This is a genomic window from Pseudomonas inefficax, from assembly GCF_032164165.1.
GTDB classification, from domain to species: domain Bacteria; phylum Pseudomonadota; class Gammaproteobacteria; order Pseudomonadales; family Pseudomonadaceae; genus Aquipseudomonas; species Aquipseudomonas inefficax.
Map to the genome: position 1 here is coordinate 3,069,216 of NZ_CP134401.1, position 12,821 is coordinate 3,082,036.

The following is a 12,821-nucleotide window of genomic DNA, read 5'->3' on the forward strand; positions in this document are numbered from 1 at the left end:
AGACTATGCGGTCTAGTGATGACCCTATGTCTCGTAAAAGTTGTTCGGTTACACTGCCTGCAACCCAGTGTCGCGGTTCCCCGAGACCGCCCCGACCCGACTAGCGAGAGGTTGTCATGGCTGAATATAAAGCGCCCCTGCGCGACATGCGCTTCGTACTGAATGAAGTCTTCAACGTGGCCGAGCAGTGGGCGCAACTGCCCGGGCTGGCCGATGTTGTCGACACCGACACGGCCATGGCGGTGCTGGAAGAAGCCGGCAAGGTCACTGCCCGGTCCATCGCGCCGCTCAGCCGCGCTGCCGATGAAGAGGGCTGCCACTGGGACAACGGCGCGGTGCGCACACCGGCCGGTTTCATCGAGGCCTACAACACCTACGCCGAAGGCGGGTGGGTGGGCGTGGGCGGTGACCCGCTGTTCGGCGGCATGGGCATGCCCAAGGTCATCTCGGCCCAGGTCGAGGAAATGGTCAATGCCTCCAGCCTGTCCTTTGGCCTGTACCCGATGCTGACTGCCGGCGCCTGCCTGTCGATCAATGCCCACGCCAGTGAAGCGCTGAAGGAAAAGTACCTGCCGAACATGTACGCCGGCGTGTGGGCCGGTTCCATGTGCCTGACCGAGCCGCACGCCGGTACCGACCTGGGCATCATCCGCACCAAGGCCGAGCCCCAGGCCGACGGCAGCTACAAGGTCAGCGGCACCAAGATCTTCATCACTGGTGGCGAGCACGACCTGACGGAGAACATCATCCACCTGGTGCTGGCCAAGCTGCCGGACGCACCGGCAGGGCCGAAAGGCATTTCGCTGTTCCTGGTGCCGAAGTTCCTGGTAAATGAAGACGGCAGCCTGGGCGCCCGCAACGCGGCCACCTGTGGCTCGATCGAGCACAAGATGGGCATCCAGGCTTCGGCCACCTGTGTGATGAACTTCGACGAGGCGGTCGGTTACATCGTCGGTGAACCGAACAAAGGCCTGGCGGCCATGTTCACCATGATGAACTACGAGCGCCTGGGCGTTGGTATCCAGGGCCTGGCCTCGGCCGAGCGCTCCTACCAGAATGCCGTGGAGTACGCCCGCGACCGCCTGCAGAGCCGCGCCCCGACCGGGCCACAAGCCAAGGACAAGGCCGCTGACCCGATCATCGTTCACCCTGATGTTCGCCGCATGCTGCTGACCATGAAGTCGCTGATCGAGGGTGGCCGTGCCTTCTCCAGCTACGTGGCCATGCAACTGGACAGTGCCAAGTACAGCGAAGACGCCGCCGTGCGCAAGCGCAGCGAAGAGCTGGTGGCACTGCTGACACCGGTGGCCAAGGCCTTCCTCACCGACCTGGGCCTGGAGTGCACGGTGCACGGCCAGCAGGTGTTCGGCGGGCATGGCTACATTCGCGAATGGGGGCAGGAGCAACTGGTGCGCGATGTGCGTATTACGCAGATTTATGAAGGCACCAACGGTATCCAGGCCCTCGACCTGATGGGGCGCAAGGTGGTGGCCAGTGGTGGGGCGTACTACCGACTGTTCTCCGACGAGATTCGCCAGTTCATCGCCAGCGCGGGCAGCGAGCTGGATGAATTTGCCAAGCCGTTGGGTGCTTATCTCGATCAACTCGACGGGCTGACCGAGTGGGTGCTGGAGCAGGCCAAGGGCAACCCGAACGAAATTGGCGCGGCTTCGGTCGAGTACCTGCATGCCTTTGGTTATGTCGCCTATGCCTACATGTGGGCGTTGATGGCGCGGGCGGCCAAGGCGGGTGAAGGGGACGAGGCGTTCTACACGGGCAAGCTGGGCACGGCGCGGTTCTTCTTTGCGCGATTGCTGCCGAGGGTGGATTCGCTGGTGGCTTCGGTGAAGGCGGGGAGTGAGTCGCTGTACTTGCTGGATGCCGAGCAGTTCTGAGGGGTTTTTGGGGGCTGCTTTGCAGCCCATCGCGACACAAGGCCGCTCCTACAGGTACAGCGCAGGCCCTTAGGGTGTTGCGGTCCCTGTGTAGGAGCGGCCTTGTGTCGCGATGGGCCGCAAAGCGGCTCCAATTCCAGGCAAATCTGGGAATGAATCCTCCTGTGTAAGCTTTTTCCTACACAACGTGGTGACTTTTCGCCACTGTTCTCAGATTGGATCCAGGGCTAATCTTTACCACATGGACGTTGCGCAGGAAGCGCAAAGGACAGATCAAGGACGACGACGAAGGACCACCTGCCAGGATGGTGGGGCGATACGGATGTCACAGGGAAACAGTCTGGAAAACCCCGCTTCGGCGGGGTTTTCTTTGTGCGCGTGTTTTCAACCCAGCACATCCAGCGGTGATGCGCCCGACAGGCGTGCGTCCGTCTCTTCCTCCAACAGCGTGCGCAGCAGCTCCACAGAAGCCTGCTGGCGCTGGGCGTCGCGGAATACCAAACCAACCTTCAGCGGTACTCGCGGCTCGCTCAACGGCTTCCACAGCAGCCCTTGGTCATCCTCGGCGGCCTCCTTGGCCCGCCCTGGCAGGATGGTGGCCAGCGCGGTATGGGCAAGGCTGTCGAGAATCCCTGCCATGTTGTTCATCTCTGCCTGTACCTGCGGCCGACGCCCCTGGCTGGCCAGCTGCGCCTGCCAGATCTGGCGGATCTGGAATTCCTCGCCCAGCATCAGCATGGGCAGCTCGGCGGCCTGGCGGATGGACACCTTCTTGAAGTCCTTCAGCGGGTGGGTAGCGGGGATGACCAGTTGCAGCTCATCTTCGTACAGCAGCAGACCATGCAGCCCTGGCTGGCGTGGCGGCAGGTAGCTGATACCGATGTCCAGGCTGCCATTGAGCAGGCGCCGTTCTATCTCCAGCCCCGACAATTCGTAGATCTGCACCACAAGGTGCGGCTGTGCCCTGCGCAGGCGCTCGAGCAACTGCGGTACCAGGCTCGGCCGCACGGTCTGCAGCACGCCGATGGCCAAGGTACGCAACGACTGGCCCTTGAAATTGCGCATGGCCTCATGGGCGCGCTGCAGGCCGTCGAGCAGCGGCAGGGCGTGGTTGTACAGGGTATGGGCGGCCAGCGTTGGCAGCAGGCGCTTGTTGCTGCGTTCGAACAGGCTCAGGTCGAGGCTGTGCTCCAGCTGGCGGATCTGCTGGGAAAGCGCTGGCTGGGACAGTGACAGGCGCTCGGCGGCGCGGCCCACGTGACCTTCTTCATACACCGCGACGAAATAACGCAGTTGGCGGAAATCCATAAGTGCTACTTATCGAAAATGCTGGAAAAACGAAATGGTCGAAAACCCTCGTGAGCCCTAGTCTATCGCCGTATTCCAATGGGTTACAGCGATGAAACGGTCGATTGTTACCCCGGATGAAAAACACTTTTGATAGGAAAGGCAAAATATCGAGTGCCGGTACCCAGACCGCACCGTGGCCGCCCCTGTCGTGATTGGTTGGAGCCCTGATGAACCTGTTCAACCTGCGCCGCCCGGCCCCTGCTGCCGTCGCCGAGCCCAAGCGTGCGCCGGTGATCCTGCCGGAAGCGCCGCAGCTGTCGCGTGAGCGCCTGATGCCCAGCACCGAACGCGCAGCGCAGGTGTTCGTGCGTGGCCAGGGCTCCTGGTTGTGGGACAACGAAGGGCATGCCTACCTGGACTTCACCCAGGGCGGCGCAGTCAATAGCCTGGGCCACAGCCCAAGCGTGCTGGTGAAGGCGCTGGGCAACCAGGCCCAGGCGCTGATGAACCCAGGTTCGGGTTTCCACAGTCGTGGCCTGCTGGGGCTGGCCAATCGCCTGTGCCAGAGCACCGGCAGCGACCAGGCGTACCTGCTCAACAGTGGTGCCGAAGCCTGCGAAGGCGCGATCAAACTGGCGCGCAAATGGGGCCAACTGCACCGCAACGGCGCCTATCACATCATCACCGCCACCCAGGCCTGCCATGGCCGCAGCCTGGGCGCGTTGTCGGCGTCCGACCCGTTGCCGTGCAACCGCTGCGAGCCAGGCCTGCCGGGCTTCAGCAAGGTGCCGTTCAACGACCTGGCGGCGCTGCACGCCGAGGTGGACTCGCGCACCGTGGCGATCATGCTTGAGCCGATCCAGGGCGAGGCGGGTGTCATTCCGGCCACGCAGGAGTACCTCAAGGGTGTGGAAACGCTGTGCCGCGAGCTGGGCATCCTGCTGATCCTTGATGAGGTGCAGACCGGCGTCGGCCGCTGTGGCGCGCTGCTGGCCGAAGAAACCTATGGCGTGCGCGCCGACATCATCACCCTGGGCAAGGGGCTGGGCGGGGGCGTGCCGCTGGCGGCGTTGCTGGCTCGGGGTACGGCGTGCTGCGCAGAGCCTGGCGAACTGGAAGGCAGCCACCATGGCAACGCGCTGATGTGCGCCGCTGGCCTGGCCGTGCTGGATACCGTGCTGGAGCCTGGCTTCTTCGCCCAGGTGCAGGACAACGGCCGCCACCTGCGTGACGGCCTGAGCCGGCTGGCCGGGCGTTATGGCCAGGGCGAAGTGCGCGGGCAAGGCCTGCTGTGGGCCCTGCAGATGCAGGAAAACCTGGCTCGCGAACTGGTGGCGGCTGCCTTGCACGAAGGCCTGTTGCTCAACGCACCGCAGGCGGATGTGGTGCGTTTTTCGCCGGCGCTGACCGTGAGCAAGGGCAACATCGACGAAATGCTGCTGCGCCTGGCCCGTGCCTTTGCCCGCCTGCACGCCCAGCAGCAGGCCCGCCGCGAAATGCCAGCCTAGCGGCCTGGTGACATCGAGAATTCTACGAACCGTCTGGCGTTCCTGCGCATCGCCCCTGGCCTGTTTCATTCGGCCCGGGGCGTTTTTTTTTGCCTGTTGAACCTCTGTGGCGGGCGGCTAGTCTCTGATGTAACCCCTTCAGGAGAGACTCGCATGGACTTTATACGCATCATTATCGCCATCATCCTGCCACCGCTGGGCGTGTTCCTGCAGGTGGGGTTTGGTGGGGCGTTCTGGCTGAATATTTTGCTGACCCTGCTGGGGTACATTCCGGGGATCGTGCATGCGGTGTATATCATCGCCAAGCGCTGAGATTTTTGGGGCTGCTTTGCAGCCCATCGCGACACAAGGCCGCTCCTACAGGTACAGCGCCACATTCGGGCTTGTGCGATCCCTGTAGGAGCGGCCTTGTGTCGCGATGGGCCGCAAAGCGGCCCCAGAATCTCAGCCCCCCAACACCCGGCAATAGAACTTCCACTCTTCTTCCAAGGCATGCGCCAGGTTCTCCGCCTTGCGGAAGCCATGCCGCTCCCCCGCATAGAAGTGCCCTTCGGCTTCTATCCCGTTAGCCTGCAGCGCCGCCAGCATCGACCGCGTCTGCTCCGGCACCACCACCGCATCCAGTTCGCCCTGGAAGAAAATCACCGGCACCTTGATCTGCCCCGCATGCAGCAACGGGGTACGCTGGCGATAGCGCTCGGCGTCCTGCAGCGGGTCGCCGATCAGCCAGTCCAGGTAGTCCCCTTCGAACTTGTGGGTGGCCCTGCCCAGGGCAACCGGGTCGCTGACCCCGTACAGGCTGGCGCCGGCGCGGAACACATCATGGAACGCCAAGGCACAGAGGGTGGTATAGCCGCCCGCGCTACCGCCGCGGATGAACGCCTTGCGGCTGTCGACCAGCCCACGTCCGGCCAGGTATTCCACCGCCGCGCAAGCATCGGCCACATCGCTTTCGCCCCAGCGCAGATGCAAGGCCTGACGGTATTCACGGCCATAGCCGGTGCTGCCCCGGTAGTTCAGGTCGGCGACGGCGAAACCGCGTTGGGTCCAGTACTGGATGCGCGGATCGAGTACGGGATAACAGGCCGAGGTTGGCCCGCCATGGATGAACACCACCAGCGGCGAGGCACCTTGCGAGCGGGCTGCCGGGTAGAAGAAGCCGTGGGCGCGGTGACCGTCACTGCCGTAGTGGATCGACTGCGGCAGGCTGATATGGCTTGCCGGCAGCACTTCGGCGCCACCAGCGAGCACACTGACTTCGTGGTTGCTACGGGCGATGGCGATGACCGTCGGCGGGCTGATCGGCGAGGCGGCAATGGCGTACAGGTGTTCTGCATCCATGGCCAGGCTGCGAAAGCGCGTGTAGGCGCTGGCGAAACGCTCCACGCGGCCATCGGCAGTGCGCAGCCCCAGTTGCCCGAAGCCGTCTTCGAACCAGCTGGCCAGATAACTTTGCTGCCCCAGCGCCAACCAGGTACTGGCGCCCAGTTGCCAGGGGGCTGCAGCGTGGTCCGCGGGCTCGGCAGGCAAGGCCTGCCAGCAGCCATCGACCTCGCCCCAGGGTTGCCAGAAGCCATCGCGGTCGGACAGGCAATAGAGTCGGCCTTCGCTATCGAAGCGCGGCTGCTGTAGCGACTCGTCAGCACTGGCAATACATTGCACCGGGCCCCAGTGGCCACTTGCATCACGTGCGCGGCACATCAGCCTGGTGATGGTCCAGGGTTGTGCCGGGCGATTCCATTCGACCCACGCCAGGCGCTGGCCATCGGCACTCACCGTAGGCGAAGCATAGAAGTCGGCACCCTCGGCAAGCACTTCGCGGGCATGTTCACCCAGGGCGACCAGACGATGCTCGACCCGTTCGCCATGCTGCTCCTCGACTGCCAGCACCCGGCCGTCGTGCCACTGCACATCGCCGTAGCGGCAGCTGGCATCTTCGGTCAGGGCACGCGGTACCGCGCCTTCCAGGGCCTGGGTATAGACCTGCTGGTCTTTTTCGTTGACGAACACCAACCCGTCACCACCCAGGCAAAAACTGCCACCGCCATATTCGTAGACCCGGCTACGCACACTGAAACCATCGGGTGTCAGGCAGCGGGCCTGCTGATGCTGCCAGTGCCAGATGCGACAGGCGCCATCGGCCGGGCGGAATTCGTTCCAGAACAGCCCCGCGTCGCTGACCTTGAGTTCGGCGAAGTCCGTGCCTGCGGCAACAGCCTGGGCCGCACTGAACTCAGCCGCGGACGATGACACGGGAGTTTCGTTCATTGCGGAAGGTCATCTGTTCAATGGTGAGCTGGGCGCTTTCCGCCTCTTCGCGGGCCTTGAGGATGATGCCGTGGTCGGCCGACTTGGCGCACACCGGGTCGGCGTTGCTGGCATCGCCGGTGAGCATGAAGGCCTGGCAGCGGCAGCCGCCGAAGTCCTTTTCCTTCTCGTCGCAGGAGCGGCAGGGTTCGGGCATCCACTCATAGCCACGGAAGCGGTTGAAGCCGAACGAGTCGTACCAGATGTGGTGCAGGTCGTGGTCGCGCACGTTGGGAAACCGCACCGGCAACTGACGCGCGCCGTGGCAGGGCAGGGCGGTGCCGTCCGGGGTGATGGTGAGGAACAGGCTGCCCCAGCCGTTCATGCAGGCCTTGGGGCGCTCCTCATAGTAGTCCGGGGTGACGAAGATCAGCTTGCACGGGTTGCCCTCGGCCTTGAGCTTGTCCCGATACTCGTTGGTGATGCGTTCGGCCCGTTCCAGCTGCGCGCGGGTCGGCAGCAGGCCCAGCCGGTTGAGGTGGGCCCAGCCGTAGAACTGGCAGGTGGCGAGCTCGACGAAGTCGGCCTCAAGGGCGATACACAGCTCGATGATGCGGTCGATCTTGTCGATGTTGTGCCGGTGGGTGACGAAGTTGAGCACCATCGGGTAGCCATGGGCCTTCACCGCACGGGCCATTTCCAGCTTTTGCGCAAAGGCCTTCTTCGAGCCGGCCAGCAGGTTGTTCACCTGCTCGTCGCTGGCCTGGAAGCTGATCTGGATATGGTCCAGGCCGGCTTTCTTGAAGTCGGCGATGCGCGCTTCGGTCAGGCCGATGCCCGAGGTGATCAGGTTGGTGTAGTAGCCCAGCCGGCGGGCCTCGCCGATCAGTTCGGCGAGGTCCTGGCGTACCAGCGGTTCTCCGCCGGAAAAGCCGATTTGCGCGGCACCCATTTCCCGGGCTTCGGCCATTACCTTGAACCACTGCGCGGTGCTCAGCTCCTGGCCCTGGGCTGCGAAGTCCAGCGGGTTGGAGCAGTACGGGCACTGCAGCGGGCAACGGTAGGTCAGCTCGGCCAGCAGCCAAAGCGGCAGGCCGACTGCTGGCGTGGGCGGTAACTCAGGCGAGGACGATCCAGTGTTCGGCACGGGCCACCTCCATGAACTGCTCGATGTCATCGGCCACTTCCGGGACACCGGGGAACTGTTGTTCGAGTTCGCTGATGATCGCGGCAACGTCGCGTTGGCCGTCGATCAGGCCACCGATCAGGGCCGCGCTGTCGTTGAGCTTGATCATGCCCTCTGGGTACAGCAGCACATGGCCCTTTTGCGCCGGTTCGTACTGGAAGCGATAACCGGGGCGCCAGTTCGGCACTTGATTACGGTTGAAACTCATAGGGTGATCCCTTTGTGCCACACCCGTTCCTGGGTGACGGAGTGATAGGGCGGGCGGTTCAGCTCGTAGGCCATGCTCATCGCGTCGAGCATGCTCCACAGGATATCCAGCTTGAACTGCAGTATCTCCAGCATACGCTCCTGGCCCGCGCGGGTGGTGTAGTGCTGCAGGGTAATCGCCAGGCCGTGCTCCACGTCACGTCGGGCCTGGCCCAGGCGGGTGCGGAAGTATTCATAGCCCGCGGGGTCGATCCACGGGTAATGTTGCGGCCAGCTGTCCAGGCGCGACTGGTGGATCTGCGGGGCGAACAGCTCGGTCAGCGAACTGCTGGCTGCTTCCTGCCAGCTGGCCCGGCGGGCGAAGTTGACGTAGGCGTCCACGGCGAAGCGCACGCCGGGCAGTACCAGTTCCTGTGAGCGCAGCTGGTCCGGGTCCAGCCCCACGGCCTGGCCCAGGCGCAGCCAGGCTTCGATACCACCGTCCTCGCCGGGTGCGCCATCGTGGTCGAGCAGGCGCTGGATCCATTCGCGGCGCACTTCGCGGTCGGGGCAGTTGGCCAGGATCGCGGCATCCTTCATCGGGATGTTGACCTGGTAGTAGAAGCGGTTGGCCACCCAGCCCTGGATCTGTTCGCGGGTGGCGCGGCCTTGGTACATCGCCACGTGGTACGGGTGATGAATGTGATAGTAGGCGCCCTTGGCGCGCAGGGCCTGCTCGAATTCGGCAGGGGACATTGGCAGTGCGTCGCTCATTCGGCTGGCTCCTGTACGACAAACTTGTTAGCTGGCACGCACCCTGTGGGAGCGGGTTTACCCGCGAACACCGGCGAAGCCGGTGCCATACACTGTGTGGGAGTCTTCGCGGGTGAACCCGCTCCCACAGGGCCTGTGTTGCTTTGTGCGATCTGGCTGTTACAACTCGATACTCATGCCATCAAAGGCCACTTCCACACCCCGGCGCAGCACTTCGGCACGCTCGGGCGAGTCTTCGTCGAGAATCGGGTTGGTGTTGTTGATGTGGATAAGTACCTTGCGCTGGCGCGGGAAGCCATCCAGCACCTCCAGCATGCCGCCGGGGCCGTTCTGCGCCAGGTGGCCCATCTCGCGGCCGGTACGGGTACCCACGCCACGGCGCTGCATTTCATCATCTTCCCACAGGGTGCCGTCGACCAGCAGGCAGTCGGCGCCGTCCATCATCGTCAGCAGCTTGTCGTCCACCTGGCCCAGGCCCGGAGCGTAGAACAGCTTGCCGCCGGTGCGGGTGTCCTCGACCAGCAGGCCAAGGTTGTCGCCCGGGTGCGGGTCGAAGCGGTGCGGCGAATAGGGCGGGGCGGCGCTGCGCAGGGGGAACGGGGTGAAGCGCAGGTTGGGGCAGGCGTCGATGACGAAGCTGCCTTCCAGCTCGATGCGGTTCCACTGCAGGCCGCCGTTCCAGTGGCTGAGCATGTTGAACAGCGGGAAGCCGGTGGTCAGGTCCTGATGGACCATGTCGGTGCACCATACCTGATGTGGGCAGCCTTCGCGCAGGCTGAGCAGGCCGGTGGTGTGGTCGATCTGGCTGTCCAGCAGAATGATGGCGTTGATGCCGGTGTCGCGCAGGGCGCGGGCCGGCTGCATCGGGGCAAAGGCTTGAAGCTGCGCGCGAATGTCGGGCGAGGCATTGCACAGCACCCAGTGCACGCCATCGTCGGACAGGGCGATGGACGACTGGGTGCGCGGCGTGGCCCGCAGTGTGCCGTCACGCAAGCCCTTGCAATTGACGCAGTTGCAGTTCCACTGTGGGAACCCGCCGCCGGCGGCGGAACCGAGAACCTGGATGTACATGGCCACTCTCTCTGCAGAAACCGTAGCGAAAAAACGAAAACGCCCCGGCAGGCCGAGGCGTTGAACCGTAAGCCGGGCTTAGCGGTTGGCGAAGTACATGGTGACTTCGAAGCCGATGCGCAGATCAGTGTATGCAGGTTTGGTCCACATGGAATTACTCCTTCCGGATGAGGGGGTGGGTTTGTCAGCTACTACTTGGGTACCGCCATTGGCTGGAGGTTCCCCTGGCTGGGATTGCGCTATCTTACAAGAAAAATTTGTACCGAAAGGTTAATTATTCGAAAACTCCCTTGCGGTTTTCGTAACAATCATGGGGTCGAGCCCAGCCAGGAAGCATCTGGTGCGGCAGCGTTGGCAAGGCATAGCCAAGGGGAATCTGTATCGAGCAGATGGCTCAGCAGGTGGTCCAGATCCGTCTGCCGCGTTTTCAGGATAGACCTGCGCAATGCATCCAGCCTGCCGGGTTGTGTGGCCAGGTATGTCTGCCACGCCCATTCGGCGACTTCGGCGTTGCCCATCGCCGCTTCATCGAATTGCCCGGCCAGGGCCTGACGAGCGGCAGGGGCCAGGGTAACGCCCCGGCGCAGCAAGGTGAGCAGGTGGTCGAGGATCTGTACCTGGCTGGCATGAGGCGACTGGACCCCGAACAGCAGGCCGCCGACCCCCTCCACCTGACGAAAGGTACTGAATACTGCATAGCCGAGCTGCAGTTCTACCCGCAGCCGTTGATAAACCGGCCCTTGCAGCAATTGGGCGAGCAGACGGCCAGGGGCTTCCATGGCCGCCGGCAGTGGGCAGAACAGCAGCACGGCATGCTCGCTGCCGGGTACTTCGGCATGTTGCCAACGGCGGTTGGCCCAGGCGGGTAGAGGGCCAGGCGCCGAGCCTTGGCCAGGGCAGTGCTGCAGCACGGTGCCCAATGCGCTCAGGGCAGCATCGTCGAAGCCGGTAGCCAGGCCGTGCCAGCGTGTTTGCTGCCACAGGTTGTCGAGATGCGTTTGTGTCAGGTTGCAGGCCGGAACAGGTGCAGGCCTGGCGCCCAGCACAGCGTCGGGCAACTGCTTGAGCAGTGCCCGGATGGGGATCAGTGCCGGAGGCTGCGTCGAACAGGGTAGCCAGCTGCCTGCCGGGGGCTCGAGCATCGGTGCCAAGGCCTGTTCCACAGTGCGCAGCACCGCTGCCGGTAGCCCGGCGCAGCGCAGTTGCCAGTATTCGCCAGCGGCACTGAACTGCAACTGCACCGATACCCGCTCGCAGCGCTCCTGCAGGGGCTGCAGGGCACGTTCGAGCTGCGCATGCAGGCGCTGGCGCAAGGGTGAAGGAACATGCCAGCGCAGGTACAGCGCCGCATACTGACGAGCGCCAGGCAGTTGGTCGCTGACCTTCAGTGCCGCTGGCAGCGGCTGCGGCCTGGCAGCAGGCAAATCGGCCAGGAGCAAGGGGTCGACCGCCGGCAGCTGCCAGTGCCCATGCTCGCGGCCCGGCAGTCCTTCCAGCAGGGCACGAAGGGCCTGCAAGCCTTGTGTGTCCAAACCGCTGAACGGCTGGCCGGCGCTGTCCCGGCGGGCCAGCTCAAGCGCACTGGCACTGCGTTCGCGGCTTTGCTGCAGCAGTTCGAATTCGGTATTCAATTGCCCAGGGTCGGACTGGCGGATAAAGCCGAACCAGCCCTGCAACAGGGCACCGGCTTCCTCGACACAGGCGTCCTCGCTGAGCTTCAGTTCAATGTGCCACAGCAACTGCCCGGCGAAGGCGTACAGCGCCTCGGCCTTGAAGCCTTGCAGCCAGCCACGCTGGCGAAGCCCATCCAGCCAGGTGCCCGGGCGGCTATCGCCGAGGCAGGCGATCAGCAACTCAAGGGCCTGCTCGGCACCTGCCGGCAGGTTTTCGTGGCTGAACAGCAGGTGCGTGTCGGTCGCCGATAAAGGCGGTGGCAGAGCTTGTGGCACCCGTTCACCCGTTGCGAACAGTTTGGCATGCTGCCGGCCCAGCGATTCCAGTTCATCCAGCGGTTGCGGGCCGCACAGGCTCAAGGTGATCTGGCCGCCTTGGTAGAAGCGCTGGTGAAAGCCACCGAGCGCTTGCTGGAAGGCAGGATCCTGCAAGGCCAGGGTGTGCCGGTTACCGGCATGAAAAGCGCCCAGTGGATGGCCTGGTGCTGCGGATTGCAGCAAGGCGAACTGCTGCTGGGCCTGAGGGTTACGCGACCAGGCAATGAATTCGGCATGGATTACTTCACGTTCGCGGCGTTGGCGCTCGATGCCCAGGTCTGGCTCGGCCAACATCTGGCACAGGCGCTCCAGCCCCCCGGCCAGGGCGCCGGGCGGGACCTCGAAGAAAAAGTCGGTGGTGCGTTCGCGGGTGCTGGCATTGACCTGGCCGCCGAGGGCCTGCACGTAACGCATCAGGCCGTCGTCCAGAGGGAAGCGCGAGGTGCCGAGGAAGAACAGGTGCTCCAGGAAGTGGGCCAGGCCGGGCCATCTGCTCGGCGCATCGTGGCTGCCCGCATGTACCCGCAGTGCGGCGGCCGAGCGCTTCAGGCGCGGGGCGTGGCGCAGGGTTAGCTGCAGGCCGTTGGCGAGGGTGAGGTGGCGGGTGGCGTCAGGCATGGGAGCTCCGGTAACTGCTGTCCATGCTAACCCATTTGTTTGCAGGCTCGGCCTC

At 64.2% G+C, this 12,821-nt stretch carries 11 protein-coding genes; 3 read left to right on the top strand and 8 right to left on the bottom strand.

Annotated elements, in window-relative coordinates:
- Nucleotides 1–116: 116 nt before the first annotated feature.
- The gene (locus tag RIN61_RS13680; protein ID WP_112251497.1) at nucleotides 117–1,895 is read left to right on the top strand and encodes an acyl-CoA dehydrogenase C-terminal domain-containing protein; all 1,779 of its coding nucleotides are present in this window, start codon (nucleotides 117–119) and stop codon (nucleotides 1,893–1,895) included.
- 384 nt (nucleotides 1,896–2,279) lie between these two features.
- Here the strand turns inward: RIN61_RS13680 and RIN61_RS13685 are convergent, their stop codons facing one another.
- Nucleotides 2,280–3,203, bottom strand: a complete 924-nt coding sequence (locus RIN61_RS13685) for a LysR family transcriptional regulator (RefSeq protein ID WP_112251499.1) — start codon at nucleotides 3,201–3,203, stop codon at nucleotides 2,280–2,282.
- A gap of 209 nt (nucleotides 3,204–3,412) precedes the next feature.
- Between RIN61_RS13685 and RIN61_RS13690 the strand changes: the two genes are divergently transcribed.
- On the top strand, nucleotides 3,413–4,693 hold the full coding sequence (locus tag RIN61_RS13690; RefSeq protein ID WP_313852382.1) for an aspartate aminotransferase family protein: 1,281 nt from the start codon (nucleotides 3,413–3,415) through the stop codon (nucleotides 4,691–4,693).
- A gap of 153 nt (nucleotides 4,694–4,846) precedes the next feature.
- On the top strand, nucleotides 4,847–5,005 hold the full coding sequence (locus tag RIN61_RS13695) for a YqaE/Pmp3 family membrane protein (protein ID WP_009681539.1): 159 nt from the start codon (nucleotides 4,847–4,849) through the stop codon (nucleotides 5,003–5,005).
- Between the two features lie 132 nt (nucleotides 5,006–5,137).
- Here RIN61_RS13695 and RIN61_RS13700 read toward each other — a convergent pair whose 3' ends face one another.
- The 7 genes from RIN61_RS13700 to pqqF all read right to left on the bottom strand — a co-directional run bounded on the left by RIN61_RS13700 (nucleotide 5,138) and on the right by pqqF (nucleotide 12,766).
- Nucleotides 5,138–6,961, bottom strand: a complete 1,824-nt coding sequence (locus RIN61_RS13700) for a S9 family peptidase (protein WP_313852384.1) — start codon at nucleotides 6,959–6,961, stop codon at nucleotides 5,138–5,140.
- Nucleotides 6,927–8,087 carry a pyrroloquinoline quinone biosynthesis protein PqqE gene (pqqE, locus tag RIN61_RS13705; protein ID WP_252378496.1) on the bottom strand — a complete coding sequence of 387 codons (1,161 nt, stop codon included), beginning with the start codon at nucleotides 8,085–8,087 and terminating at the stop codon, nucleotides 6,927–6,929. Before pqqE ends, RIN61_RS13700 begins: the two co-directional genes overlap by 35 nt.
- Entirely contained in the window at nucleotides 8,059–8,334 is a 276-nt protein-coding gene (pqqD, locus tag RIN61_RS13710; RefSeq protein ID WP_085626239.1) for a pyrroloquinoline quinone biosynthesis peptide chaperone PqqD, read from the bottom strand. The genes pqqE and pqqD overlap by 29 nt, the downstream gene beginning before the upstream one ends.
- On the bottom strand, nucleotides 8,331–9,086 hold the full coding sequence (gene pqqC, locus RIN61_RS13715) for a pyrroloquinoline-quinone synthase PqqC (protein ID WP_003255592.1): 756 nt from the start codon (nucleotides 9,084–9,086) through the stop codon (nucleotides 8,331–8,333). Before pqqC ends, pqqD begins: the two co-directional genes overlap by 4 nt.
- A gap of 159 nt (nucleotides 9,087–9,245) precedes the next feature.
- Nucleotides 9,246–10,157, bottom strand: a complete 912-nt coding sequence (pqqB, locus tag RIN61_RS13720) for a pyrroloquinoline quinone biosynthesis protein PqqB (RefSeq protein ID WP_215521055.1) — start codon at nucleotides 10,155–10,157, stop codon at nucleotides 9,246–9,248.
- Between the two features lie 78 nt (nucleotides 10,158–10,235).
- The gene (pqqA, locus tag RIN61_RS13725) at nucleotides 10,236–10,307 is read right to left on the bottom strand and encodes a pyrroloquinoline quinone precursor peptide PqqA (RefSeq protein ID WP_003243383.1); all 72 of its coding nucleotides are present in this window, start codon (nucleotides 10,305–10,307) and stop codon (nucleotides 10,236–10,238) included.
- Nucleotides 10,308–10,465: 158 nt separating this feature from the next.
- Entirely contained in the window at nucleotides 10,466–12,766 is a 2,301-nt protein-coding gene (pqqF, locus tag RIN61_RS13730) for a pyrroloquinoline quinone biosynthesis protein PqqF (RefSeq protein ID WP_313852390.1), read from the bottom strand.
- Nucleotides 12,767–12,821: the final 55 nt, after the last annotated feature.